Origin of the sequence: Gimesia sp., assembly GCF_040219335.1 — a bacterium.
In the GTDB taxonomy this organism is placed as follows: domain Bacteria; phylum Planctomycetota; class Planctomycetia; order Planctomycetales; family Planctomycetaceae; genus Gimesia.
Window position 1 is genome coordinate 377,501 of record NZ_JAVJSQ010000005.1, and the last position, 25,512, is coordinate 403,012.

The 25,512-nt window shown below is 53.5% G+C and carries 24 protein-coding genes (1 of these 24 running past the window's edge); 19 read left to right on the top strand and 5 right to left on the bottom strand.

Annotation, left to right across the window (positions count from 1 at the left end; translation table 11 throughout):
• Both RID21_RS05450 and RID21_RS05455 read left to right on the top strand, forming a co-directional pair.
• Positions 1–909, top strand: the 3' portion of a protein-coding gene (locus RID21_RS05450) for a DUF1559 domain-containing protein (protein WP_350187569.1). The gene continues 60 nt to the left of window position 1, outside the view; 909 of the gene's 969 nt are visible here — the last part of the coding sequence; its start codon lies beyond the left edge, outside the window; the stop codon is at positions 907–909.
• A 169-nt stretch (positions 910–1,078) separates the two neighbouring features.
• On the top strand, positions 1,079–1,483 hold the full coding sequence (locus RID21_RS05455; RefSeq protein WP_350187570.1) for a carboxypeptidase-like regulatory domain-containing protein: 405 nt from the start codon (positions 1,079–1,081) through the stop codon (positions 1,481–1,483).
• Between the two features lie 43 nt (positions 1,484–1,526).
• On the opposite strand, the gene RID21_RS05460 is transcribed toward RID21_RS05455, so the two are convergent.
• Together RID21_RS05460 and RID21_RS05465 are read right to left on the bottom strand one after the other, a co-directional pair.
• Positions 1,527–2,159, bottom strand: a complete 633-nt coding sequence (locus RID21_RS05460) for a CDP-alcohol phosphatidyltransferase family protein (protein ID WP_350187571.1) — start codon at positions 2,157–2,159, stop codon at positions 1,527–1,529.
• Positions 2,160–2,228: 69 nt separating this feature from the next.
• The gene (locus RID21_RS05465) at positions 2,229–2,423 is read right to left on the bottom strand and encodes a hypothetical protein (RefSeq protein ID WP_350187572.1); all 195 of its coding nucleotides are present in this window, start codon (positions 2,421–2,423) and stop codon (positions 2,229–2,231) included.
• Positions 2,424–2,720: 297 nt separating this feature from the next.
• Here RID21_RS05465 and RID21_RS05470 point away from each other — a divergent pair, with 297 nt between their 5' ends.
• The 3 genes from RID21_RS05470 (at position 2,721) to RID21_RS05480 (ending at position 6,154) form a co-directional block, all read left to right on the top strand.
• A complete protein-coding gene (locus RID21_RS05470; protein ID WP_350187574.1) occupies positions 2,721–3,656 on the top strand; it encodes a hypothetical protein in 936 nt (311 codons plus the stop codon).
• A 95-nt stretch (positions 3,657–3,751) separates the two neighbouring features.
• Positions 3,752–5,404: a sodium:solute symporter family transporter gene (locus tag RID21_RS05475; protein WP_350187576.1), complete on the top strand. Its 1,653-nt coding sequence runs from the start codon at positions 3,752–3,754 to the stop codon at positions 5,402–5,404.
• Positions 5,405–5,410: 6 nt separating this feature from the next.
• A complete protein-coding gene (locus RID21_RS05480) occupies positions 5,411–6,154 on the top strand; it encodes a creatininase family protein (RefSeq protein ID WP_350187577.1) in 744 nt (247 codons plus the stop codon).
• 32 nt (positions 6,155–6,186) lie between these two features.
• Here the strand turns inward: RID21_RS05480 and RID21_RS05485 are convergent, their stop codons facing one another.
• From RID21_RS05485 to RID21_RS05495, 3 genes are all read right to left on the bottom strand, one after another.
• Complete coding sequence (locus tag RID21_RS05485; RefSeq protein ID WP_350187578.1) at positions 6,187–7,119, bottom strand: polysaccharide deacetylase family protein; 933 nt, start codon at positions 7,117–7,119, stop codon at positions 6,187–6,189.
• Positions 7,120–7,136: 17 nt separating this feature from the next.
• Positions 7,137–8,027 carry a class I SAM-dependent methyltransferase gene (locus RID21_RS05490; RefSeq protein ID WP_350187580.1) on the bottom strand — a complete coding sequence of 297 codons (891 nt, stop codon included), beginning with the start codon at positions 8,025–8,027 and terminating at the stop codon, positions 7,137–7,139.
• Positions 8,028–8,162: 135 nt separating this feature from the next.
• Entirely contained in the window at positions 8,163–9,365 is a 1,203-nt protein-coding gene (locus RID21_RS05495) for a glycosyltransferase family protein (RefSeq protein ID WP_350187581.1), read from the bottom strand.
• Positions 9,366–9,736: 371 nt separating this feature from the next.
• Between RID21_RS05495 and asnB the strand changes: the two genes are divergently transcribed.
• The 14 genes from asnB (at position 9,737) to RID21_RS05565 (ending at position 25,474) form a co-directional block, all read left to right on the top strand.
• A complete protein-coding gene (gene asnB, locus RID21_RS05500; RefSeq protein WP_350187583.1) occupies positions 9,737–11,575 on the top strand; it encodes an asparagine synthase (glutamine-hydrolyzing) in 1,839 nt (612 codons plus the stop codon).
• Between the two features lie 42 nt (positions 11,576–11,617).
• A complete protein-coding gene (locus RID21_RS05505; RefSeq protein ID WP_350187585.1) occupies positions 11,618–12,307 on the top strand; it encodes a sugar transferase in 690 nt (229 codons plus the stop codon).
• Positions 12,308–12,512: 205 nt separating this feature from the next.
• Positions 12,513–13,835, top strand: a complete 1,323-nt coding sequence (locus RID21_RS05510; RefSeq protein ID WP_350187587.1) for an O-antigen ligase family protein — start codon at positions 12,513–12,515, stop codon at positions 13,833–13,835.
• Positions 13,836–14,028: 193 nt separating this feature from the next.
• A complete protein-coding gene (locus RID21_RS05515; protein ID WP_145038464.1) occupies positions 14,029–14,757 on the top strand; it encodes an acylneuraminate cytidylyltransferase family protein in 729 nt (242 codons plus the stop codon).
• Between the two features lie 44 nt (positions 14,758–14,801).
• On the top strand, positions 14,802–15,953 hold the full coding sequence (locus tag RID21_RS05520; RefSeq protein WP_350187588.1) for a LegC family aminotransferase: 1,152 nt from the start codon (positions 14,802–14,804) through the stop codon (positions 15,951–15,953).
• Positions 15,923–16,588, top strand: a complete 666-nt coding sequence (locus tag RID21_RS05525; protein WP_350187590.1) for an acetyltransferase — start codon at positions 15,923–15,925, stop codon at positions 16,586–16,588. The genes RID21_RS05520 and RID21_RS05525 overlap by 31 nt, the downstream gene beginning before the upstream one ends.
• On the top strand, positions 16,585–17,592 hold the full coding sequence (neuB, locus tag RID21_RS05530; protein ID WP_145038470.1) for an N-acetylneuraminate synthase: 1,008 nt from the start codon (positions 16,585–16,587) through the stop codon (positions 17,590–17,592). Before RID21_RS05525 ends, neuB begins: the two co-directional genes overlap by 4 nt.
• Complete coding sequence (gene neuC, locus RID21_RS05535; RefSeq protein WP_350187591.1) at positions 17,589–18,749, top strand: UDP-N-acetylglucosamine 2-epimerase; 1,161 nt, start codon at positions 17,589–17,591, stop codon at positions 18,747–18,749. The genes neuB and neuC overlap by 4 nt, the downstream gene beginning before the upstream one ends.
• A 76-nt stretch (positions 18,750–18,825) precedes the next feature.
• Positions 18,826–19,950: a nucleotidyltransferase family protein gene (locus RID21_RS05540; RefSeq protein ID WP_350187593.1), complete on the top strand. Its 1,125-nt coding sequence runs from the start codon at positions 18,826–18,828 to the stop codon at positions 19,948–19,950.
• 41 nt (positions 19,951–19,991) lie between these two features.
• Positions 19,992–20,993 carry an SDR family NAD(P)-dependent oxidoreductase gene (locus tag RID21_RS05545; protein WP_350187594.1) on the top strand — a complete coding sequence of 334 codons (1,002 nt, stop codon included), beginning with the start codon at positions 19,992–19,994 and terminating at the stop codon, positions 20,991–20,993.
• A gap of 29 nt (positions 20,994–21,022) precedes the next feature.
• Positions 21,023–22,537, top strand: coding sequence for a murein biosynthesis integral membrane protein MurJ (murJ, locus tag RID21_RS05550; RefSeq protein ID WP_350187595.1), 1,515 nt, complete (start codon positions 21,023–21,025; stop codon positions 22,535–22,537).
• On the top strand, positions 22,537–23,370 hold the full coding sequence (locus tag RID21_RS05555) for an aldolase/citrate lyase family protein (RefSeq protein WP_350187597.1): 834 nt from the start codon (positions 22,537–22,539) through the stop codon (positions 23,368–23,370). Before murJ ends, RID21_RS05555 begins: the two co-directional genes overlap by 1 nt.
• Before the next feature lie 137 nt (positions 23,371–23,507).
• Positions 23,508–24,452 (top strand): UDP-glucuronic acid decarboxylase family protein, encoded by a 945-nt coding sequence (locus tag RID21_RS05560; protein WP_350187598.1) that lies wholly within the window; start codon positions 23,508–23,510, stop codon positions 24,450–24,452.
• Positions 24,449–25,474, top strand: coding sequence for an NAD-dependent epimerase/dehydratase family protein (locus RID21_RS05565; RefSeq protein ID WP_350187599.1), 1,026 nt, complete (start codon positions 24,449–24,451; stop codon positions 25,472–25,474). Before RID21_RS05560 ends, RID21_RS05565 begins: the two co-directional genes overlap by 4 nt.
• Positions 25,475–25,512 lie beyond the last annotated feature (38 nt).

Here is a 25,512-nt window from a genome sequence, read left to right on the forward strand (position 1 = left end):
GCCATTATTGCGATTTTGATCGCGCTTCTGCTTCCCGCCGTACAACAGGCACGTGAAGCAGCCCGTCGCAGTACCTGCAAAAACAATCTGAAACAGCTGGGCCTCGCGTTTCACAATTATCACGACACCCACCGCGTTCTGCCCCCCGCAGCGATTAATCCTGGCAGTGCTAACTGCACGTCAGTTTTTTCCACCAATAACATCATGAATCACACCTGTTTCCAGATGATTCTGCCGTTCCTGGATCAGGCACCACTTTACAATCTCTATAACTGGTCGATTCCCAGTGGACCTGCCATGCATTCCAGCTGTGGACATACCGCGCCACCCACCACTGCTAACCAGTTTGGTCTGCTTGACTCAACGCTTCCGGTATTTATCTGTCCCTCTGAAAGTGGTAACCCGAAAGGCACCCAGAGCGCAGCAGGTAGCTACACCTCGAACGGTGCGCACCGTACCAGCTACGGAGTCGCCGCGAATCAGTATGACTCAGATAAAGTCAGCTCCTTCCAGGGGGACACCTACTCCAAAAAAGCCGCACTGGGCCTGAATGGATCAGCCAGAATTTCTGCGATCAAAGACGGAACCAGTAATACCATGCTCTTGATTGAAACTCCGTTCGAGAAAACGACCAGCGGTTCAGACGTCTATGTCGGCTTCGGTCCCTACTGGGATACATACACCCATACCAATTCCATCCGTCCCACCGGACAGGGGATTAATCGCCCCCGGAATGCAGCCTACAGCCAGCGGGTTTATGGTTGGGGCGCCGGTAGTTCACACACCGGTGGTGTGCATATTCTCCTGGCTGACGGAGCCGTCCGCTTCCTGAGTGAAAATGCCGACATGACTTCCGTCGTGCAGTCGCTGATTTCTGCCAGCGGCGGTGAAGTCATCGGCGAATTCTAATATTCAAAATGCTTTATCAATGTCCCGCTGCACCGTTCTGATACGGAGGCAGCGGGATTTTCGATTCAACGCTCCCTGAACTGCCATGTTTTCGATGACTGGCACTTATCAACGGCCATCGATCCGTTGACGCACGGGGAGTATATTCACTGAAAGACAGATGAAAGTCATGAAACACAGAGCGTTTGAGAAAAAAATCGTCGGCTGCCTGCTGGCAGTCGTAGCATTGACGGCTTGTTCCGGCGGCGAATCGCTGCCCGAACTGGCTACAGTAACGGGAACCGTGAGTCTGGATGGCAATCCACTGCCGGCGGCCAATGTACTTTTCCAGCCCCAGCAGGGAAAAACAGCCTTCGCGATGACCGATGAAAACGGAAAATTCGAATTGATGTATAACCAGGATGTCACTGGAGCAACTCCTGGAAATTATACCGTCAAAATTTCGAAAGAAAAAAATCCGGAAGAACCCGGCAATGAACTGCTTCCGGCCAAATACAACGAGCAGACAACTCTGAGTGCCGATGTCAAAGCCGATCAGGAAAACGATTTTCAGTTTGATCTGAAAACCAAATAATCAGATTCGCGTTTCTATTTTTTACAGATCCGGATTCAGCTCGTCAGAGTTGTTTCCGGATTTTGTAAAATCCGGTGATCGATTTCCAGGCCAGCGGGAGCACGCATAACCAGAGCAGGTAATTCAGTGTGCCCGGCAGGAAGTAAACATCAATGGGAATCCATGCATAGACCATAAACCGGGGACGAACCAGCCAGCTGTAGGGAATGGCCAGCGAACTGCGAATCATCGCGAAAACCACGACCAGCGTATAAAACAGCAGATACAAGCCCCCGACCGTGGCATGGACCACATCAAAATGAATCAGTGTAATCGTCGTAAAAGCAACGACTAACTGGTCTGCTGTCGTATCGGTAAATGAGCCGCGATTCCCCGCCGTTCCCATGAAACGGGCCAGGGGACCATCAATGCCGTCCAGCAGCAAATGCAAAAACAGCAGTCCCAGCGCAATCAGCCGCGCTCCTTCCCAGCTTTGCCCAAAAGTAAAGCAGAACCCGATGCCGCACAGCAGTGAGAGGCCGGTCAGCAGGTTCGGCGTGATCCCGGAGCGGACAAACAGCTTCAAAATCGGCAGAAAAAAACGCTGCCGGCGGGCCTGGGACGCGTCCATCAGCGATTGTTCGCCGCTGGCATAGACGGAGACGCGGGGCTGGGGGGCATTTTTTTGAGAAATCATTTCTGTGCGTTTCCTGACCAGGTCAACATCACCCCCCTGGATTCTGTTCGCACGATTCGATTCCCGGTTTCAGGTCTCCTCGCCTTCCTCGAACAGTTGATCCAGAGCGCCGGATGCTTTGACCTCTTCAAAATTTTGACGAAATACTTTTTCGGATTCCGGATCCAGCTGTGGTGGCTTGTCATGTTCCTGAATGTACTGGCTCATCTGTTCCAGTCTCGGATTCGCAAAGTAATGATCGCTCATGGCCAGGGACACAATCATTTCATCATCCGTCCGGGGCCGGGTCTGACATTGGTCGCAGGGCATGAACGAGCCAAATTTGATATGGCCGCATTGAAAGCAGACAGCTTTTGTCATGGCAACCTCGGGGATTCTCTCTATAAAAATTGATCCAGAGAGCGCGTCAGATTAATTATTGTAACCCCTGGTACCACAAACTTCAGGCAGAAACTCCCGAGATTTATTAAGTTTCCTTTTTATATGGTTCGCTTTTGATATGATAGATTCGTTTGAAGCGCGCAGAGATTGATATTTTTTAATTTAAATTGAGAGGGAACCATGGATCCGCACTCGTTTCAAAATCGGGGAAAAGGTCTTATCGCAGCGGCTCTGCTGCTGACACTCATTTTCGTTCCTGCAGGACAGGGGCGGGCAGAGAAAAAGACGGAAACCAAACCGTTTCCCGTCGTTCTCCAGAAACGCGTTGCCGATGACACGGGAAAATATCGTCCTGTCAAAGAAGCCTTCTACTGGAAACCGGAAGAGACAGCGATCATCGTCTGTGACATGTGGGACGATCATACCTGTAAACAGGCCGCCAAACGGGTTGCCGAAATGGCGCCCGCGATGAACGAAACACTCAAAGCGGCCCGGGATAAGGGAGTCTTTATCATTCATGCTCCCAGCGGACGTATGAATTTTTATGCCGATACCCCTCAGCGACAACGCGCCATCGATGCACCCTTTGTTCATGCACCTCTGGATTTCAAATGGAAATACTGGAATGACGAAAAAGAAGGGCAGCCGCTCGACTTCGTCCGGGCAGGGGGCTGTGGTTGTAAAGTGCCCTGCAAAGGCTGGGTTCCCGATGAAACCGGGCTGCGGCACTGGAAGGGCGAAAAAATTCCCTGGACCCGTCAGATCGCGACCATTGATATCGCTGACCAGGATGCCATCAGCGATAACGGCCAGGAAGTTTTTAATCTGCTCGAACAGAGGGGAATTGAGAATGTAGTTCTGATGGGCGTGCACACCAACCTGTGTGTCTGCGGCCGCCCCTTTGGATTACGACAGATGGTCTACCAGGGAAAAAATGCGGTTCTCTGCCGGGATCTCACCGATTCGCTTTTCCAGCAGAACGATCCTCCCATCAGTCATTTCCGGGGGACCGAACTGGTTGTGGAACATATTGAGAAAAAAATCTGTCCGACGATTCCCTCAACCACGTTCACCGGCAAGGCGGAATTTCGCTTTGATGAAAGTGCCACTCACTGATTTCGTTGATGAGACGGCGGAATCCTGACTGGCAACCTCCAGGCAGCGAAACGAATCGCTGCCCTCCTTCCTGATTTTTCTGGACAGTCTGCAAGATGCATACGCTTGATTATGGTGTTATTCTGGCTTACCTGCTGGTCTCCGTGGGCCTGGGGATCTATTTCGGTCGCAATCAGACCCGGCAGGAATTTTTTGCCGCCGGAAATTCGATGGGCTGGCTGCCCGTCGGTCTGAGTGTGATGGCGACGCTGTTTTCCGCCAACAGTTTCGTGATGTACCCCTCCATCGCATATGGCAGCGGTCTGCGGATCAGCCTGTTTCTGATTTCGATTTCACTGATGGCGCCGCTGGTGCTCTGGGTCTTCATTCCCATTTATGCCCGCCTCAAATGTCAGACCGCTTATGAATATCTGGAACGCCGCTATCATGTGTCGGTTCGTTCCCTGGCCAGCGGACTCTTTATCTTTCTCAGAATCGGCTGGATGGCTTCCGCAACCTATGCCGCCTCGGTCGTCCTGGCCAACGTGATGCAGGTCGATCAGACCATGGTCATCGTCGTCCTCGGCATCGTCTCCATTTTTTATACGATGCTCGGTGGTCTGCGGGCTGTGATGTGGACCGACGTGATGCAGTTCTTCATTTTCAGTCTCACAATTCTGCTGACACTTGGCCTGATTTTAAGCCAGACCGAGGGGGGCGTCTCGGGTGTCATTTCGACGTACTTCGAGGGACGCAGTAATGTGCTGATCGATTTCACTCCCTCGATGACACTGGAATACGGCAGTTGGGCGCTGCTCATCGGCCTGTTTCTGGAAGGACTTTCCGCATTTGGTGCAGACCAGGTTGCCGTCCAGCGCTACATCGCCGCCCGTTCCGAACGAACGTCCCAGATCGGTTTCATGATCAACATACTCGGGATGTGGACCGTAGTCCCTGGTCTGCTGGCCATCGGGATCGGACTGTACTCGCACTACCAGCACTTCCCCGAAGAGATGGTCTCAGTACTCGCCACAGAACTGGATGGGCAACTGCCTGATTGGCGCACGGACGGGGCACCTGGTGTGTCGGTTCCCGAATATTATCAGTCGTATCCTCAATATGTGGCCGAAGACATTCGGGCTCTGAATAAGCAGGACCAGGCACTGCCGCAATATGTCCGCCTGCATTTTCCTCCCGGGGTCATTGGTCTGTTTCTGGTGGCTTTAATGGCAGCAGTCATGTCGAGTATCGACTCGGGCATTCACTCTGTAACAACCGCGCTGATGGTCGATTTCCGCGATCGCCACATGCCACACTGGAAACCGGAGAACAATAAAACCGAAGTCCTGCAGGACCGGGCACTGGTCGTGCTGATCGGGATTCTCTCGGTGTTCCTTGCCTGTAATGTCGGCGAGATGGGGGACGTGTTTGCGATCGGTAAAAAAATGACCGCCGGTTTTGGGGGACCGTTACTGGCGGTCTTCGTGCTGGCCCTGTTTTTCAAGAATACGACAACTGCCGGCGTCTGGGTGGGAACCTTTGTGGGGGCGGTCATTACCATCGCCCTGATGTATCTTTACTCGGACTGGTTTTCGGTCTGGTACTGGCCCATCGGTTTTGGCTTGAGTCTGGTCATCGGCCTGGGCGTGAGCCTGGTCTCCAACCTGATTCACGGAGCTCCTTCCTCAAGGGACTCGAAAGAGGAACCGCTCACATTTTGGAATGTTGTGCGTAGTCATAAGACACTTTCTCAAAAATCCAGCGAGTAATCTGTCATGAAATTTTTAGAAATGACTGCCGTCGAACTTAAGAACGTGCCCCGCGAAGACACACTGGTGGTGCTTCCGATCGCCGCCGTCGAACAGCACGGCCCCCACATGCCGACCGGCACCGATCACTTTATCTGCACCGCGATTGCGGAAGCGGTAGAACAGAACCTGCCTGAATCGCTGCTGCTCCTGCCGACACAATGGCTAGGAGCCAGTCAGCATCATCTCCGCTGGGGGGCAACACTGACACCCCGCGTGGAAAATTACGAAACGCTGCTCTACGAGATCTGCGAGTCAGTACTGAATGACGGCTTCCAGCGCATTCTGATTCTTAATGGTCATGGCGGAAATATCGGACCGATGCAGACCGCGCTGCGTCGTCTCCAGGTTCATTACCCGGACTGCCAGTTGCTCGCGGCTTCCTACTGGTCTATCGCCGAACAGGAAATTGCAGCGCTGATGGAAGGGGAATGCAAAACAGTCGGACATGCCTGCGAGGCGGAAACGTCGCTGATCATGCATCTGCGTCCCGAACTCGTACACGCCGCCAAAATTGAGAACTTCAACGACTACGAACTCGACCTGCTGGACGGCGTCTATCATTGTCGCGATATGTTTCAGCGAACCAGCGCCGGGGCCACCGGCCGCCCGGATCTGGCGTCTCCGGAAAAGGGAGCCCAAATGTTTTCCGGAATCGTCGCACGGGTGACCGAGGTCCTGCAAGCCATCATTGCCAAACCGCTGACGTAGAAAGCATGCTTGGAGCGGAGTAAGTAAGTTGCTTACTGTGGAAAGTCGTTGGTATCAAAGCGGCTCAGTTCCAGAGCACGCTGCGGATCCAGAATCGAATTGCCCACATGCGTCGTGAAACCCAGCAGACAGTCTTTGCGTTTGAGGATTTCCAGGGTTTCCTGGTTGTAGGCACCATATGGATAGCACATGATCCAGTTATGAGTCGGGGCACCAATGCGGGAGAGGAACTGCAGAGAGCGATCGATTTCCTGTTCCTGAGTTCCCGCATCCACGGCATTCAGCCAGAAATGGTGGTACGTATGACTGCCGACATACATGCCTTCCCGAATCAGTTCTTTAAGATCGTCGGTCGTCATATAGAGTTCTTTGCTGAACTCCGCTTCCGTTTTGCCGACATACTTCTCAAACAGACTCGTCGTAATCTCCGAGCGTAATTCGAACGGCAGTTCCCGTTGCAGCATCCGCTTGAAGAAAATAACTTCCGCGGGATCATAGCGGCTGGGCTCGGAAAGTCGGTCTCTACATTCGGTGAGATACGCTTCCGAAAAATCACGCGTTCGCAGCTCGTCCAGCAGATCCCGGGAGAGCTGTTCCACATCGTCGGCGACTGCCAGGATGTAGTGAATCGCGTTGACATCCAGCAGCGTGTGGTCTTCAATTGGTTTCGCTGGCGGAAAAAAACAGGCACTCAGATTCCGTTTGACCAGTTCCGGCAAAACGTAATCATAGTGATCCCGATAACCGTCATCAAAGGTCAGCAGGCAGGCATTGTCCGGAAAATCAGCGGCGTCACCCGTCAGACAGGCGATTAACTGGTCAGCCGAGATGATTTCATACCGACTGCTTAAATAGTCCAGTTGCCGCTGGAATCCCTCAAATTCAAGCCCCTTAATCCCGGGGTAAGACGAATTCTGGATCTCCCGGACGTAATGGTACATGACCGTTACAAATTCGGCGTGCATGACAGAATCCGACTTGATTATGCGTTGACCGCTTCCAGCACGTACGAAGAGGAGTACGGAACCAGTTGATGGTTGGTAATCATCTTGTCCGAAGCGAAGCGCGCCATCTCTTTATGGATTTCAGAGATTTCAGCATCCTGCATCGTATTCACGGGGAAGGGATGGAAGTGCACCGGGTAGACCGCTTTCACGGTGAAACCAGCCTGATGCATTTTGTTCGCCAGGTCACTGGGGGTGAACTGGTAACGGGTATCAACGCCGATTCCGGTCAGCGGATGTTTGTCGGGCTGCACGTATTCCGATTTCAGATTGCGGATACACTCAACGGCTTCTGCCTGGGTTTTGCTGGTATGCAGGGCAATCGCTTCTTCGATCAGAGAATCCATGGTTCCCAGTTCATGTTCGATCCGGGTGAACTCGTTGATCGAGTGCACGTTGAACAGACGGTTGCGAGAACCGATGGCAATCGAACCACCCGGATTACAGATGGTTTTCAGGAAGGCCAGAAACTGTTCCAACTGTCCCAGCGAGATATATTCGATAAAACCCTGGGCACTGATCACATCATATTTGGTTTCCGGTTCAAAAGCGAAAATGGATCCACACTGAAACTCGGCACCAGCAGAAGCCTGCTGATTATTCTCTTTGGCGATTTCGATCATGTCTTCTGCAAAGTCGATGCCCTGCGCCTGCCAGCCTTTCTGTGAAGCTTCAATTGCCAGCTGACCGGTACCGCAGCCCACGTCCAGCAATGCGGAACCAGCAGGATATTTCTTCATGGTTTCGAACACAGCCTGATGGCGGTTATGAATCGTGCTGTAGACTTCGTCCTCCGTTTTGGCCTGCCAGGCTTTGGCGTGTGATTTGAAGAAACGGTAAGTCTGATCCTGCTGCGCTTGTAATGTCATAATCGTATCCTGTTCGATTTACTGGTCCGATCGCCCCACGGATGACTCCGGCAGCGATTTGAGATTCTGTTAGCGGTTGGCTTAGTTCTTCCAGGTATGAGTTCAACGAAATTTCAGATAAAGTTCCGGTCTCGGTCAGGCAGCGCTCTGATGTGATCCAGACTCGATGGCCTGGATCACGACTTCTGCAATCCGCTGAGGGCAGTTACCATCACAGTTCCAGGCCTCGCGGATCTGTTTTCCTCTTTCCTCTTGCGCCTGTCTCGTTTCTTTCTGTATTGCCTTTAACGTTTCCACGCCTTCCTCAACCGTGATGGACAGGCTGCTCCAGTCATACAGGCTCAACGGAATCGCGTGTGTCGAATAATCGCGATCGGTATGAAACAGGGCGACCTGCCTGCCCAGTAACGCGGCTTCTACAGCGACCGTTGATTTGTGAGTGATCAACGCATCGCAACTGTCGATGGCGACCGGTAAAGCCGTTTTGTCATCGACAAATGCGGACGAGCCCAACCGGGCGATCACGTTGTCCGCCAGTCGGGTGTCGCCGTTCGGATGCGGCCGGAGTGCGATTTTGAGTTCGGGTTTGTCGGGCAGTACCCGTTCCAGGCTGCCGACAATCAGTTCTTCTTTTTCATCCCAGACCGGCTTCATGGCAAACAGCGCCAGCAGATCTTCAGAACCAATTCCGTGTGCTTTGCGCCAGTCTGCGGCCTGGCTGGTGTTTTCTGAAAACTGGTGTACCCAGTCAAAATTTGGATTGCCGGTAACCCGCAAGGCTTCCGGTCGGATACCACGCCGAATCAGGTTGTCGGCTGCCTGCTGAAAAGGAACACAGACATAGTCGGCGGGAATATCGTTATGGGATCCCAGACCAAACAGATCGAGAACACCGACAGAAGGGACGCCCCGTTCGGCAGCAACCTGGATCGAAGCGAGTTCGGCCCGTGGCGAATTCGTCGTCAGCACAACATCCGGCTGTAAGGCGTCAAAAAAACGACGCATCGGTCCGCGGGGGAGAAACGCCTGTCTGCCTTGCTGTTGGAAGGCCTCGCGGGCACCCTCTTCGCCCAGCTGATCTTCCAGATCGGCGTAGGATAATCCCAGGTAGGCGATCGATTCTTCCAGCGAATTGACCTTACCCGGCTGATGCATTTCGCCTGCCAGACGGGCACCGTGATTGCGGGCCCGTTCTTCATCCGACCTCAGAATGTCTTTAAAGCCCAGGGGAGAAAACCCAGCATTCCGCAGCGCAGCGGCTGCGGTGGTCAGCCCGACAACCTGCACGTCATAGCCAACCGACTGCAGGTATTTGAGCACGGGGATCAGCATGAGCACATGCCCGCCTCCATAGCTGACTGCGAGAACTCGTCTGGATTGTGTGGGGCCAGGAAGCATAAATAAGCTAAATCTATCCGAATTTTATGACTGTAATCGAGTAATCTAACCCGGTTTGCGAACTGTCGGATTAACTTTGATCTGCTTAATTCTGTCAAGACGAATTCCGGTCAGGCAGTCAATCGAGCTGCTTCTGACTGAGTGTTCAGGTGTGGGGTAGGTTTTGGCAACTTTTTCACTTTTCCACGTTAATATTCGGTTTGGGAGCGAAAATTGCTCTTCCGCAATCAGCCGACAATGTCGAGAATACGCGACCCGGATGGGATCCGGTAAAAATACGTGAACAGTAGCAGCAGACGAAAGGATTCGTAATGTGTGGGATTATCGGTGGGTATGATCGTGAGCGACGCCCATTCGGAACTGCATTAGCGGAACAGGCATGTGAACGGATGCGGCATCGAGGCCCCGATGATCGGGGCTGGTTCGAAGCAGAGGGCATGCTCGTCGGCAATCAGCGCCTCTCGATCCTCGATCTCGCGGGCGGACACCAGCCCATGTTTTCCGACGATCGGCAGATCGTCGTCGTGCAGAATGGTGAGATCTATAATTTCAAAGAGCTGGCCCAGGGACTGCACTGCAAAACCACCTGCGATACCGAAGTCATTCTGCGCCTCTACGAACGGGACGGGGAAGCTTTTGTCAAACAGCTGAACGGCATGTTCTCGATTGCCATCCTCGATCTGCGCAAACAGAGTCTGTTGCTCTACCGGGACCGCATTGGGCAGAAACCACTCTATTTATATGACGATGGCAAGCGACTGATGTTTGCCTCGGAAATCAAATCCCTGTTTGCGATGGGCGTCAAAGCCGAAATGAACTGGGAAGGTTTCGATGCCTACCTGACCTACAATTTCGTGCCGCCGCCAATCACACTCTATCAGAACATCACCCATCTCATGCCCGGGCAGATGCTCAAGATCAGTCCGCAGGGAACCGAACAGAGTTGCTGGTGGAACCTGGCTGACAGCCCCGTTGAGTGTCGTACGGAAGAATCCTGGTGCGAAGAAATTATTGAAACCTTACGGTCGGCGGTACAGATCCGCCTGCGGGCCGATGTACCTCTCGGTGCATTTCTCTCGGGTGGCATCGACAGTTCTTCAGTCGTCTCGTTAATGAGTCGCGAACTGCCTCATCCCGTACAGACTTTCTGTATCGGCTTTAACGATCCCCGTTTTGATGAATCCATTTATGCCCGGGAAGTGGCAGAGCTCTGCGGTACCAGTCATACCTGTGAAGTATTGAATCCCAACCTGACTGCCAGCTGGCCGTTGACCGTCTATCACAATGACCAGCCGCACGGCGATGTCTCATTCATGCCGACACACCGCGTCAGTTCACTGGCCCGCAGGTCGGTTAAAGTGGTGCTGACCGGAGATGGCAGCGACGAATTGTTCGCCGGTTACGACGTGCATCGCAATTTCTTCGCCGGACAGGACCTCACACTCCCTCGCGAACAGATCGAAAATGCGTATATCAGTGCGATCAGCCTGTTTCGTCCTTCGGAAAAACGGTCCCTGTATACCAGCGAAACAAGTCAAAAGCTCGCCTCCGCCGATGCGTCACAGTATGCCCGTACGCATCTGGCCGAGTTCCGACATCTGGATCCGATCAGCCAGGCCCTGGCCCTCGATACCAAACTGCTGCTACCCGGAAACAACCTGGTTAAACCCGACAAAATGGCGATGGCAGTCTCGCTCGAACCGCGGGCACCGTACCTCGATTATCGGATGGTTAACCTCGCCTTCCGGATACCCGGTGCCTTGAAGCTCCGCAATGGTATGACCAAATCGATCCTGAAAAAAGCCTGCGAAAAAATACTGCCCCAGAGCATTATTTACCGTAAAAAACAGATGTTTACAGTTCCCATTGGCGAATGGTTCAAACGGGAGCTGGCCCCCTTTGTGAATGAAGTTCTGCTCTCGCCACGTTCGCTGGAGCGGGGAATCTTTCAGCCGGATCGCGTCGGCGAAATGATCCGCGATCACCAGTCGGGGCGGATGAATCACACGCGCACGCTGCGGGCGCTGCTCGCGTTCGAAATCTGGCAGCGCACTTTTATTGATACCATGTTCGATCATGCACCGACGTATGCAGAACTGGGTATCCAGAGTTCGGTCGAGCTGGAGGCGGTGCCCAAACAGGCCGCTTGATTCTCGTATTCAAACACCATTATTTCGGAACAGGTCAGACTCATGGATGAGCAACGCCTATCACAATCAACGAGTCACTCTGCTGCCCGCCAGTCAGGAGGTCCTCACTTTGATCCCCGAAACATGCCTGCAGAACCGACCGTGGTTTCTCACGAGGCTCGCACGGGTTATTTCTGGAAACGCCCCGCAGATTTCATGCTGAGTGGCCTGGCCCTGGTGGCATTGGCCCCGCTGTTTCTGGTGATCTCTTTGCTGATTAAACTCACTTCTCCCGGTCCGGTCTTTTTCCGTCAGCAGCGACTGGGGCTTAACGAACGACCATTCTCGATTTTCAAGTTTCGCTCGATGCGTGCCGGCTCCGATAAGACGGGAGCCCAGTTCACCTCTGCCAACGATGCCCGCGTGACGGGGATCGGTAAGTTGATTCGCAAGACCAGCCTCGACGAACTGCCTCAATTAATCAATATCTTTCGCGGGGAGATGAGCCTCATCGGACCGCGTCCTTATATCGGATTTGAACTGGAAAACGCCACACCTGATGAACGCCGCAAACGGGCCAGTGTCCGTCCCGGCGTCTCAGGGCTGGCGCAGGTCTCCGGACGCAGCAGCCTGTCTCAACAGGCGGTCATCGATTATGACCTGCAATACGTGGGGCAATGCAGTCTCAAGTATGATATTCAGATCCTGATACAGACGATTCGCAAAGTGATTCGCTGTGAAGGAACTAACTGAGACTCGTAAAACGTTGATTAATGAGCAGAGCAGGATGCCGGGAGGAGGTTGTCTGCTGTTCAGGCGTGAAAAATTAGTATCGCACGGAATTTACATTCCTGCTATTGATAAACCTGAACTGCTGCAGACTATTGCCTCTCTGGACTCCTGGTGTGATTGTTCCTGATACGATAATAATAGAAGCAGTCTGACGGAATCTGAATTTATGCATATTTTTGAGGGTCTTCCAAGCCAGTTAGACTCCGGTCCGGTGATGCAGCTGAAACGCTCAACGTTCCAGGAGCTTTCATTTCGCACCGGGCTCTGGTTCGCGCTGGGCGTCGGCTTTGCGATTCCGATCTCCACCAGTCTGACCTCAGCGTTCAGCGTGGGAGTTGTAATCTGCTGGTTTCTTTCGGGACAGTATCGGGTAACCTTCGAGCTGCTCCGAACATACCGGGTCGCCACGGTTTCACTGATCCTGTTCTGCACCCTGGCAGTGGGGTTGCTCTACACGCCCCAGACCCTCTCACTGGCTACCAGGAACCTGTTTAAATACCGTCAGTTTCTGATGATTCCGATCTACCTTTCCTTCTTTCTCGACAGTCGAGTCCGCCTGCGCGGCATTCGCATGTTTGAGTTGGCCCTGCTGCTGACACTGGCTGTCTCCATGTTCTGCTGGATGTTTGGCATCGAATGGGATGTCCCTTCGCACGATCATGCCATCTTCAAAAACCGGATCACCCAGAACATTTTAATGTCGTTTCTGGTCTATCTTTCTGCCTGGCGGTTTCTGGAGAAACCCCGCAAAAACTGGTTCTGGGGCGCTGTCCTGCTGATTGCGACCGTAAATGTTCTGTTAATCGTACCGGGCCGTTCGGGCTATCTGGCGGTCGGCGTGCTGATTGGCGTGTTGATGTACCAGAAGCTGGGATATAAGGGGATTCTTCCCGCGGGCGCCTGCGTACTGGTCATCGGCATGATCTGTTATCAGTCTTCAGATCGCTTTCAGAGACGCATCGATCTGGTGATTTCCGAGATCCGAAATTACCACCAGACGCAGGATCATGCCAGTGGCGTTAACCTGCGGATTGAGTTCCTGTTAAATGGCCTCGAACTGGCACAGTCCAGCCCGATCTTTGGTTCCGGAACGGGGAGTTTCGCTATCCGTTACGACCAGTTGATGGAGCAGAAGGGGCAGATGGTGACAGCGAACCCGCACAACGAATATGTGATGCTGCTGGTCCAGAATGGAGCGGTGGGAGTTGGTTTGTTTCTGCTGTTGTTCTGGTTCTGCTGGCGGTCTACCCGAGGCCTCTCCGGACTGGAACCAGCGTTTGCTCAGGCGGTTGTGGGAGTGTACATGATCGTCTGTCTGGTAAATTCGCTGATGCTGGATACCACCGAGGGAGGGCTGTTTGGTTATCTGATGGGCCTGACCTGTGCAGCCGGGGTCTCCGCGAGAGGAGCCAGCCTGGGATCGCCACCTGTTGAAACAGATGCCGACGCTCCGGACAGTCAGGCTGAAACCCTGCAAAATGCCGCCTGATCCCCGGCAAAACTCCTCTGCGCGACTCACGTCTCAAGCCGGGATCGTTTCCACCTTTACACAAAAAACAGGTTGAAATATGATCCCTGCGCAGTGAATTCGCAGGAATTTTCAGACTGTCAGAGCCGTGGAATGGATGCAAAATACCGCGACTGCTCTGACTTGAAGCGCTAATCAGGAAGGGGGGCCAGGGATGGCCGGTGCAGTTGGCTTAATCACGGCTCGAGGAGGCTCCAAGGGAGTCCCCCACAAAAATATCAAGGAACTGGCAGGCAAACCATTGATCGCCTGGACAATCGAGGCGGCGCTGGCCAGTCAGGAGCTGGACCGGGTTGTGGTCTCTACAGATGACAAAGAGATCGCCTCCATCGCGCGGCAGTATGGAGCCGAAGTCCCGTTTCTGCGACCGCTCAGACTGGCCCTCGATGACTCCAGCCACGCCGATGTGGTCTTACATGCGATTGACTGGCTCGAAGAGCACGACCAGTTCGTCGCAGAATATGTGGTCATGCTGCAGCCGACGTCTCCGTTTCGCATCGCAGCCGACATTGACGGCGCACTCGACTTCGCCCGGCAGAAAAATGCAAAATCCGTAATTGGAATGATGCACGCACCCAGTCACCCGATCTGTATGCGTGGGATGACTGAGGACGGACTATTGGTCGAACTGACCGAACAACGGGATGAGTCACAGCTCCGCAGGCAGTTGCTGGAAGACGTCTATGCTTTTAATGGCGCCGTGTATGTTGTCCAGACAGAAGCGTTTCGTGAATCAAAAACCTTTCGGCCGGAAGGTGAGACCTACGGTTACCTGATGCCAACCGAACGATCATGGGAAATTGATACAGAGTGGGAATTCCTCGTCGCCAGCCTGTTGATGAAAAATCAGCTGCAGGTGGCACCCCGGTCTAAAGCCGCCTGAATTCTGTTCTCCTCGCTGTTGCTTTTTTATGAATTGTGCGAGTCATGCGCGAAACGATTCCGTTATCGGTACCGAGCCTCACCGGCAATGAATGGAACTACCTGAAAGACTGCCTGGACACAGGCTGGGTCTCTTCAGTCGGCTCCTATGTGGATCGTTTCGAGCAGTCAGTCAGTGAGTACGTCGGAACGCAGTTCGGCGTCGCTACAGTGAATGGAACGGCAGCCCTGCATCTGGCGCTGCTGGCGTGTGGCGTTCAACGCGGCGATGAAGTGCTGGCCCCCAGCTTCACTTTTATCGCACCCGTCAATGCCATTCATTACTGTGGAGCCGAGCCGGTTTTTATTGGATCAGATCCCGCGACCTTCAATCTCGATCCCGACAAAGTACGGCAATTCCTGACAGAAGAATGTACCCGTGAGGCGGACGTTGTTTTGAACCGTCGCACCGGTCGCAGAGTCAGTACGATTCTGCCGGTGCATATTTTCGGTCATCCGGTCGACATGGACCCACTGAATGAAATTGCAGTGGAGTTTCAGCTGCCTGTCATCGAAGACGCCTCCGAAAGCCTGGGATCAGACTATCGCGAACGCAAAACGGGCGGACTCGCGAAGGTCGGCTGTTTTTCTTTTAACGGCAACAAAATAATTACCTGTGGCGGCGGAGGGATGGTCACTACCAGCGATGAAGCACTCGCCAGTCACATTCGGCACTTGAGTACCCAGGCCAACCGCAGGCCCTTTGAATACGAACACGATGAGGTCGGATTCAATTATCGACTCACCAATATCCAGGCGGCACTCGGAGTTGCCCAACTGGAGCAGCTCGATGGCTTTCTGGAAGTCAAACGTCGTAACGCCTGTCTTTACCGTGAACTGCTGGCAGAAATTCCCCAGGTGGAACTGGCCTGGGAAGAGCCCTGGGCGCGAAGCAACTTCTGGCTCTGTGCGCTGCTCGTGCCTCCTGCGGATCGAGGGCCGCTGATGGAGTATTTACTCGAACGCCAGGTGCAGGTCCGGCCTGCCTGGAAGCTGATGCATACCCTGTCCATGTATCAGAATTGTCAGACATACCAGCTGGAAGAGACCGAAGCGGCCTATGCCCGCTGCATCTCGATTCCCTCCAGTGTGCAGCTTAGCGAAGCCGACATCCGGTACGTCGTGGAATGCATCAAAGCTTATTTCGAGTCGTCATGAACCAGAACCGCACACCACTCATTCTGCTCGGAGGCGGAGGACATGCCAGGGTCCTCATCGATCTCCTTCTGGAATGGGACAGCTATATGCCGGCAGGTATTCTGGATCCGGAACTCGCAGTGGGAAGTCAGATCAAAGGAGTCCCGGTGCTGGGAACCGACGAAGAGCTTCGTGCTCAGCATGAGCAGGGGATCCAGCATGCCGTGGTGGCGGTCGGCAGCACCCGCTCGACCAACTTGCGGCGGAAGCTGTACGGTCAACTCCGCGAACTCGGATTCGAACAACCACCGTTGGTTCATTCCAGTGCCATTCTCTCACCGTCCGTGATATTAGGCGAGGGAGCACAGGTGATGGCCGGTGCGATAATTCAGACAGAGACCCGGATTGGAGCCGGGGTCGTGGTCAATACGGGAGCCCGCATCGACCACGATTGTGAAATCAAACAACATGCGTTTCTCGCACCGGGCGTCATCCTCAGTGGTGGCGTCACCGTCGGCGAGAATGCATTCCTGGGAGCCGGTGCCGTGGTAATTCAGGGCACGCACATCGGTAACAATGCGGTCGTCGCCGCAGGAGCCGTCGTGGTCCGGGATGTTGAGGATGGAGCCTTAGTAAAAGGAGTACCCGCGAAATGAGCGTATTCATCATCGCCGAAGCAGGCGTAAACCATAATGGCAGTGTGGAAACCGCGAAGAAAATGATCGATGCCGCCGTGCAGGCCGGCGCCGATGCGATCAAATTCCAGACTTTTAAAACGGAAAAGCTGGTCTGCAAATCAACGCCCCAGGCTGAATACCAGATGAAAAACAGCCTGAACGGGGAATCGGAGACCCAGTTTACCCTGCTCAAAAAACTGGAGATCAACCAGGAGACGCACCGCGAACTGTTCGATTACTGCGAACAGTCCGGCATCGTTTTCATTTCGACTCCCTTCGATCTGGACAGCATCGATCTGCTGAAATCGCTGGGACTGCAGTTGATCAAGGTCCCTTCAGGCGAGATCACGAATTACCCCTACCTGAAAAAAGTCGCCCAGACTTTTAACCAGGTGGTCCTCTCGACCGGCATGGCCGATCTGGGAGAGATTGAAGACGCACTCAATATTCTGATCAACAACGGCGTCTCCCGCGAAAATATTACCGTGCTGCACTGCAATACCGAGTATCCGACTCCCATTCAGGATGTTAACCTGCGGGCAATGCTCACCATCCGCGATGCCTTTGGTGTGAAAGTTGGTTATTCGGACCATACGCTGGGCATCGAAGTCTCGATTGCCGCAACGGCCCTCGGTGCCACCGTGATTGAGAAACACTTCACGCTCGATAAAAACATGGAAGGCCCGGATCATGCGGCATCACTGGAACCGGACGAACTGCTGATGCTGGTACGCGGAATCCGCAACACGGAAAAATCGCTGGGCAGTCCGCTCAAACGACCTTCCGCTTCAGAGTCCAAGAACAAACCTGTGGTCCGCAAAAGCATCGTCGCTGCCGGGGATATCAAGCAGGGAGACGTGTTCACAGAAGAGAACCTCTGCGTGAAACGACCGGGAACCGGGATCAGTCCGATGCAGTGGGATCAGGTCATCAACCAGGTGGCTCGGCGAGATTATGTCGAAGACGAAATCATTGAGTTATGAGTAACCGTGTCTGCGTTGTCACCGGATCACGGGCCGAATACGGTCTGTTAAGCCCTCTGCTGGAAGCACTGCGCGCCGCTGAGAGTTTCGAGTTGCAACTGCTGGTGACCGGATCGCATCTGTCTCCCGAATTCGGACTGACCTATCGCGAGATCGAAGCAGACGGTTATACGATTGACGAAAAAGTCGAAGTTGTGCTCAGTTCCGATACCCCGGTCGGCATCTGTAAATCGATGGGCCTGGGACTGATCAGTTTTGCCGAAGCGTATGCCCGCCTGACTCCCGATCTGATTCTGGTGCTCGGTGATCGTTATGAGATTTTCAGCGCCGTCTCCGCAGCACACATCAGTCGTATTCCCGTCGCTCATCTGCACGGAGGAGAAGTGACCGAAGGCGCATTTGACGATGCACTGCGGCATTCGATCACCAAGATGAGCCACCTGCATTTCACCTCCACGGACGCCTATCGCCGGCGGGTGATTCAACTGGGAGAAGCCCCCGAGCGGGTCTTCAATGTAGGGGCGATCGGATTAGATAACCTGCGTCGACTCCCTTTGCTCTCACGCGAAGATCTGGAGCAGCAGCTGGGGTTTAAGTTTAATAATCACAATCTGTTATGCACATTTCATCCCGTGACGCTGGAGCACAATTCGTCTGAGCAGCAGGTCCAGAGCCTGCTAAACGTGCTGGAGCAGCAGGCGGACACAAATGTCATCTTCACGAAAACAAATGCGGATACCGACGGGCGAATCATCAATCAGCTGATCGATGATTTTGCAGCGAAAAACCCGGATCGATTTCATTCACATGTTAGCCTGGGGCAACTGCGGTATTTGTCGGTGATGCAGTTTGTGGATGCGGTCGTGGGTAACTCGTCGAGCGGCATCATCGAGGCACCTGGATTTCGAATCGGTACGATTAACATCGGCAACCGTCAGACAGGGCGGATCAAATCGGAACTGGTCATCGATTGTGAGCCCACGGAAACAGGTATAGCGTCGGCTTTTAAAACATTGTATTCTTCCGACTTCCAGAAGCGGCGTTCGCAGGCAAGGAACCCTTATGGAGCAGGGCAGACGACGTCGCAAATTATCAGTATTCTCAAGGAGCATTTTCCCCGTCGGACGACTCAGAAATCGTTTCATGATCTGGATTAAGCCCGACATCGAGAAGCTGGAATCAATCAGGGAGAGGGAATCCCTGTTCGGATAAAGTGGGCCAGGGATGGACGTTATGAATGATTGTCTGATCAGCGCATCTGCAGATATCAAAGAAGCAATTCGCGCCATCGAGGCTGGCAAGAAGGGGATCGCGGTCGTTGTCGATCCCGCGCAAAAGCTGCAGGGGGTCATTACCGATGGTGATGTGCGTCGCGGATTGCTGGCCGGTCTTCGCCTGCAGGATTCGGTGACCCAGATTATGAACTGCCGGCCAACCAGGGCCGATGTGGCCATGCCTCAGTCATCGCTCGTGGAACTGCTCGACTCCAGCGGCCTGGAAGCAATGCCGCTGGTCGATGCCGAGAATCGTGTCGTCAAAGTCGTACTCTCTTCCGAGCTGACCCGTCGGACCGACACCGGACAGGCGACGGGATACAGCTGTGCTCTCATCATGGCAGGAGGAGAAGGGCGGCGACTGTTACCGCTCACAGAAAATCTTCCCAAGCCCCTCGTAGAAGTCGGTGGGATGCCATTGATCGAACGGCAGGTGCGTCGTCTGGCAACCGCGGGAGTGGAGCGAATTTATATCGCTGTGAACTACCTTGCCGAGATGATCGAATCTCATCTCGGGGATGGCAGCCGATTCGGGACCGAGATCGTTTTTTTACACGAGCGGGAAAAACTCGGAACCGCGGGAGCCTTATCTCTGATTGAAGAGACACCCGAAGGACCTTTGCTGCTGATGAATGGCGATGTCTTTACATCAATCAATTATCAGTCGCTGCTCGACTTTCATCTGCAGCATGAGTCGCTGCTCACGGTCGCTGCCATCGATTATCACGTTGAAATCCCTTATGGCGTGATTAAGACAGATGGACCGTTCGCAGTCCGCCTGGAAGAAAAACCATCGCAACAGTTTCTGTGTAATGCGGGAATCTATGCCCTCTCCCCGGAGGCCGTCAGTCAGGTCCCGCGTAATCAGCCCTATAACATGACCGACCTGATCGAGTCGAACCTCACCAGTCAACCGGGGGTCGCCGTGTTTCCGGTCCATGAATACTGGTCGGACATCGGAACTCATGCCGAGCTGGACAAGGCACGCACTGAACTCAAGCTGGCCCGCGAAACCCTGGATGGGCCGGACCAGGATGACGAGAGTGCCGTCCATCTGCAGTTGAATCAGCGCCGGGCTGCCTGAACATCACCCAAACGTCATTAAACCTCAAAAGAAACAAATCAATGTCAGAGTCGTTATCAGGAAAACAAACGCTGGTCACCGGCGCTGATGGCTTTATTGGAAGCCATCTGGTTGAGCAGCTCGTCCAGGCGGGAGCCCGTGTGCGTGCGCTCGTGTATTACAATTCCTGGAATCAGATCGGCTGGTTGAACGATGTCGCTCCCGAGGTCCTGAAAAATGTGGAAATCATTCAGGGCGATATTCGCGATGCCGAGCGAATTCAACTGGCAGTCGCAGACTGTGAATATGTGTTTCACCTTTCGAGCCTGATTGCGATTCCTTACAGCTATGTCGCCGCGCGGTCGTATGTGGATACCAATATCACCGGTGCCTTGAATGTGCTGCAGGCCTGTCGTAGTTCAGACAGGCTCACGCGACTCGTGCACGTCTCGACTTCCGAGGTCTACGGGACCGCTCAGACCGTACCCATTGATGAACAGCATCCCCTGGTGGGACAGTCTCCTTATTCCGCCAGTAAAATTGGTGCGGACAAAATGGCCGAGAGTTTTTATCTCTCCTTCGAACTGCCCGTGGTGACCGCACGACCTTTTAATACCTTTGGTCCCCGGCAGACCGCCCGCGCTGTGATTCCGACGATCGCCAGCCAGTTGCAGGCCGGCTGCAGCGAATTAAAACTGGGAGCCCTGACACCCACCCGTGATTTCAACTTTGCGACTGATACTGCGGCCGGCATGATCTCGCTGGCCCTCTGTCCGCAGGCGGAAGGTGAGGTTGTGAATATCGGCAGTGGCGAAGAGTGGTCGATTGAAGAGACCGCGCAGATGCTGATGGAAGTCACGGGGAAAGAAGTCCCCATCATCTGTGACGAAGATCGGATTCGCCCCGAAAAAAGTGAAGTCAATCGCCTGCTGGCGGACAATTCCAAAATTCAAAAACTGACCGGCTGGCAATCGCAGGTCTCATTTAAAGACGGTCTGGCCGCGACCGCAGAATGGATCGGACGCAACTTGCAATATTTCAATGCGGAACGTTATTCCATTTAAGTAATTCACCTCTTTCAGATAAGAAGACTATGTCACGTTCTGTTTCCATCTCAGCACTGTTTGTCGCGATCGCCATGATTCTCGGGCGGTTGACCGGCCTGCTGCGCGTGCTGGGACTGGCCACGGTTCTGGGGGTTTCCTATGCCAACGACCTGGCCGTGTTAATTATTTCCGTACCAGACTTTTTGAATTCCATGCTGATTGGCGGGGCGATGGCTGCGGTCCTCGTGCCTGAAATCCATCGGCGAAATCAGGCGGACTCTGGTCAGACGGCCAGCCAGTTGATTGTACAGACGATGGTCGTTGTCGCTGCCATCTCCGGAATTCTGGCACTGATTCTGGCAGCTCTGGCTCCCTGGTTTACCCAGGGGCTCGCATCCGGGTTTTCGGTGGCGCAGATCAGTCAGGCCAGCCCACTGATTGTGGTCGTCTTGTGGGCCTTCCCGATCTCGGCGGTGACGGCGGTTACCGGCGCAGTTTTGCAGTCTCAACATAAACCACTGGTCCCTGCGTATGGCAATCTGTTTTTTAACCTGATCGTCATTCTGGCGATTCTGTTCTGGGTCAACGCGGATCAGCTTCAGATCCTGGCCTGGGCGGTGGTGGCCGCGGCCGTGTTCCGTCTGGTGACGCAAATGGTCCCCTGTCTGTTTCAGGGCACTCTGCGGGGCGGGTTACAGAATTTAATGAAATTCGAAACGCTCGATCGGCGACTGCTGGTCAAATATTTTCAGGCGCTGACCGCCATTGGTCTGGTGATCGCGTTCCCCGTCGTTTCGCGTTCCTTCGCTTCTGCCTACACGGGGGGGATCAGCCTGTTCGAATATGCCCAGAAACTGGTGGAATTACCGCGGGGACTGCTGGGGGCGATTCTGACAATGGTCATTTTCCCACGATTAAGCCATGCTTTTGCTGAAGGGAAGTCAGACGACGGTTCCCGCATGATCAGCCAGGCCTCGGGGCTGATCCTGCTGATCTCAATTCCAGTGACAGTAGTAATTTACGGCTGCGCTGAACCGATGATCTCTTTTCTGTTTCAGCGTGGTCAGTTCTCCGCATATGATGTCGCACGGACAGCAGAATTATTGCAGATCGCAATTTTAGCGATGCCGGCCCTGATCATGTCCATTTTGACGATGGATGTCTTCTATGCCCGTCACGAAACCATGATGCCTTTTCGGTTCAGTTTGATTTCTCTGGTATGTCTGGTGGTATTTTCGCTGATTTTACGTACTTTTATGGGGATTTCCGGCGTCATGCTCGCGTTCGTGCTGACCAGCTGGTTTCATTTTCTGATGCTGACCGTCGGGCTGTATCTGAAAATGCGGGTTTCTGTCATTGAAGGAGTCAATTTAAAACATTGTGCCGCATTGGTTCTGCTGACATTCTCAGGAATCACCTTTTCCGCTATGATGTTAAGAGTGATTACGGAACCGGTAATGCTGGTTATCTATTCGGGATTCGTGGGATTATTCTGCTTTGGGGCCGTGTTGGTGATCCTGAAGAATCACCTCCCGCGTTTCCACAGGAAGCTGTCTTTATAATGAAGTATCTATATATCACCGATTGCCCTGAGATCGCAAAGTACGTAGATCAGTGCGGGGTGGATCGTATATTCATTGACCTGGAACTGCTCGGCAAGGTCGATCGACAGGGAGACAGAGATACTGTCATTTCACATCATCGCGCGGAAAATATCTCTCGCGTAAAACAGGTCGTAAGTCAGGCAGAAGTCCTGGTCCGGGTCAATCCGCTGAATCCCAATTCTGCTGAAGAAATTGAGCAGGTCATTGACCAGGGCGCCGATGCCCTGATGCTGCCCATGTTCCGCTCGGTAGAAGAAATCGAGTGGTTCTGCGATCGCGTCAATTCACGGGCTCAGGTTGTACCGCTTGTGGAGACCGTTGGTGCGATGGACCAGCTCGATCAGATTGTACAATTGCCGGGGGTCTCCCAGGTACACATCGGTCTGAACGATCTGCACCTCGACCTGGAGCTCAACTTCATGTTTGAGCTGATGTCCAACGGCATGGTGGAGGAAATAGCATCCATTTGTCGCGAGGCGAATGTCCCCTTCGGAGTTGGTGGTATTTCGACCATGGACACCGGCCTGGTTTCCGGCCGCCTGGTATTATCCGAACATGCCCGCCTGGGTTCAGAGTGGGTGATTCTGTCTCGGTCGTTTCATCAACTGGCTCACAGCCTGCAGGAACTTCAGGAAAAGATTGACCTGCCTCTGGAACTGGAGAAGGTTGATCAGCATTTTGCAGAGCTGCTCAAGCGGTCTGATTTTGAAATTGAACAGGATAAACAGACACTTTACCATGCGATCAATCAGGTGGCACGCGATGAACTGTCCGAGCGAAACGCCTCCTGAGAGAGACTCACTCGCATGCTCCGCGAGTTGAAAATGTCACATGCAGCAAAATGTCGCCCCAGCCGGGGTTTCAAAAATCTGTGAACCTCCAGGTTTTCTAAGCAATTCCCATTCAAGCTGAAGGATGATAGCGACTGATGAATTCCGTATTAGTAACCGGCGGTGCCGGCTTTCTGGGAAGCCACTTGTGTGACCGGCTAATCGAGCTGGGGAAGAATGTTATTTGTGTAGATAATTTCTTCACGGGAAATAAACGGAACATTGCTCATCTGATCGGCCATCCCCGGTTTGAAGTGATTCGCCACGATATCGTGCATCCGATCTACCTCGAAGTGAATGAGATTTACAACCTCGCCTGTCCCGCTTCTCCGGTTGCCTATCAGTATAACCCCATCAAAACGATCAAGACCTCAACCGTGGGTATGGTGAACGTACTCGGTCTGGCGAAACGCTGCCGGGCCAAAGTCCTGCACGCTTCCACATCTGAAGTCTACGGTGATCCAACAGTCCACCCCCAGGTGGAAGAGTACTGGGGCAATGTGAATCCGCTCGGGCCGCGGAGCTGTTATGACGAAGGGAAACGCATCGCGGAATCCCTGTGTGTCAATTACCATCACGCCCACAAGGTTCCGATTCGCCTCGTTCGAATTTTCAACACGTATGGACCGCGGATGGATCCCAATGACGGTCGCGTGATCTCTAACTTCATCAACCAGGCTTTACGGGGCGAACCGATCACAATCTATGGTGACGGTCAGCAGACCCGTTCCTTCTGTTACGTCGATGACCTGATCAGTGGTTTTCTGAAGATGATGGAGCAGGAAGAAACCACCGGCCCGGTGAACCTCGGTAATCCGGTAGAGAACACGATGCTCGAACTGGCCGAAGCGGTCCTGGAGCATGTGGATTCTTCTTCCAAACTGATCCATGAACCACTGCCTCAGGATGATCCCAAGCAGCGTTGTCCTGATATCACCAAAGCCAAGTCGTTTCTGAAATGGGAACCTCAGGTTTCACTGAAAGAAGGCCTGGGTAAAACCATCGAGTACTATCGGCAACTGATGGATCAGGAATCAGCATGAGTCAGATTCTGGTGACAGGTGCGGCTGGATTCATCGGATTCCACGTCACTTCTCAACTGCTCGCGCAGGGCCATCAGGTTACGGGCATCGATAACCTCAACAGTCACTATTCAGTGCAGTTGAAGCAGGACCGTCTCCAGGTCTTACAGAAGTCCGATCAGTTCGAGTTCGCTGAAATTGACCTGGTCGACGTTGCCGCCTTTGATCAACTGTTTGAGCAGCAGCAGTTTGATAAGGTGATTCATCTGGCGGCAGAAGTAGGGGTCCGTAATTCCCTGCTCAAACCGCTGGAGTATGTTCAGAGTAATGTAGTCGGGTTTGTGAATCTGCTCGAGCATTGTCGTAAAGGTCAGGTGCAGCACCTGGTCTATGCCTCGTCCAGCTCGGTCTATGGTGCGAATAAAAAGACGCCGTATGCCACGCACGACCCGGTTGACCATCCGGTAAGTCTGTATGCCGCTACCAAGCGGGCTGATGAACTCATCGCTCACAGTTACAGTCATCTGTATGATCTGCCCACAACCGGCCTGCGGTTCTTCACTGTTTACGGACCCTGGGGCCGTCCCGACATGGCGGTGCACATTTTCACGAAGGCCATTCTGGAAGGCACACCGATCAGGGTTTTCAATCACGGGAACCTGAAACGCGATTTCACCTATGTTGATGATATCGTGACCGGTGTCCTGGGCGTACTCGAACAGATTCCGGAACACAGCACATTTGCAGCCGAGTTCACTCCCCAGGAACAGGACCGGCAGACCGAAGCCCCTTACCGACTGTATAACATTGGTAATCACCAGCCGGTCGACCTGTCGCGTCTCATCGAAGTAATTGAGCAGCGTGTAGGGAAACCGGCGATTCGTGAAAATTACCCGATGCAGCCCGGCGATGTTCTGGAGACCTACGCTGATATTTCTGAGCTGCAGCAGGCAACCGGTTTCGCCCCTGCGACTCCCATTGAAGCAGGCATCGATCGCTTCGTGGAATGGTACCTGTCCTATTATGGCACTCCACAGGGATAGCGCTATCGGGCGATCAGAGACAGATAGACGCTTCGCGT